General features: G+C 56.6%; 1 protein-coding gene. It reads left to right on the top strand.

The annotated features are described in order from the left end of the window. The first annotated feature begins 111 nt into the window (after positions 1–111). Positions 112–1389 carry an IS4 family transposase gene (locus BM113_RS21685; RefSeq protein WP_281244053.1) on the top strand — a complete coding sequence of 426 codons (1278 nt, stop codon included), beginning with the start codon at positions 112–114 and terminating at the stop codon, positions 1387–1389. Positions 1390–1406 lie beyond the last annotated feature (17 nt).

Genomic DNA, 1406 nt, shown 5'->3' with positions numbered 1-1406 from the left:
TATTCGTCTTCACTTTAGCTGGGAACCGAGAGACAGCTACCGCTTATCGGCGTAACTTTCTGAAAGGGATGAGGAGGCGAGTCTGTGCACGACAATGCCTCCTCACGTCGAATAGAGCGTCGCCTTACTAGCCTCTTTCCCTCTGTGATGTTGGAAGACCACGCCGAGGAGGTCGGCGTGGTCGAACGCAACCGGAAGTTGCAGATGCCTGCACTGGTCTGGTCGCTTGTCTTCGGCTTTGCCACTGGTGAAAGCCGGTCACTGGCTGATTTCCGCCGCAGCTACAACGCTACCGCCGACGACACACTCTGTCCGAGTGGCTTCTACCAGCAGTTGACGCCAGAACTTGCAGAGTACCTGAGCGACCTCGTCGAGCGCGGCTTCGACGAGGTCGCGGTCCCAGACACGACTTCCCAAGAGATCGACCGCTTTCGGGACATCATCAGTGCTGACGGCACTGTGTTGCGGTTGCACGAGTTCCTTGCCGACGACTTCCAGGCCCGGAAAGCGGAGCAGGCTGGAGCACGGCTCCACCTGCTCCACAACATTACCGACCAAACCATCGAAGACTACACTGTCACCGACGAGAAAACCCACGATAGCACGCAATTCGACACAGGACCGTGGCTCGAAGACCGCCTCGTCCTGTTTGACCGGGCGTATCTCAGCTACCGCCGCTTTGCGCTGATCGACGAGAACAGCGGCTACTTTCTGACACCGTTGAAAGACAGCGCGAATCCAGTGATTACGGAGGAATTACGGGAATGGCGTGGCGACGCCATTCCCTTGGAAGGGAAGCAGGTCCACGATGTCACGGACGATCTCTACCGGGAGTACATCGATGTAGAGGTCGAAGTTGAGTTTGAGCGTCGCCCGTACGCGGGAGAACAGTCAGAAGATAGCAAGCGATTCCGCGTCGTCGGCGTCCGTAAGGAGGACGCCGACGACTACCACCTGTATATCACGAACCTGCCCAGAGAGGAGTTTCTCCCGGATGAGCTAGCGACGATTTACAGCTGTAGATGGGAGACAGAGCTGCTGTTCCGCGAACTGAAGACACAGTACGAGCTGGATGAGTTTGACACGAACAAGAAACACGTCGTCGAAATTCTTCTCCATGCAGCATTGTTGTCGTTGCTGGTAAGTCGTGAGTTGTTGGCACTGCTGACCGAGCATGCTGCCGACGAGATCGTGTTTCCACCGGAACGCTGGGCGGCGACCCTGCGGTCGCACGCCCAGCTGCTGCTGTACAGACTCGGTGACTACCTTGGCTACTCACCGCCACCGTTGCTTGATCGACTCATTGAGGAAGCACAGAAGATCCATCAAGAACGCCAAATCTTACAGGAAGAGCTTGCGACCGTCATGCAACCGACTGCGGAGGCCTAAAGTGAAGACGAATACTC

The sequence above is a fragment of the Natronobacterium haloterrestre genome, assembly GCF_900112205.1.
GTDB lineage: Archaea > Halobacteriota > Halobacteria > Halobacteriales > Natrialbaceae > Natronobacterium > Natronobacterium haloterrestre.
Note: the sequence above shows the minus strand (reverse complement) of the source record. Positions and strands in the feature narration are given on the sequence as shown.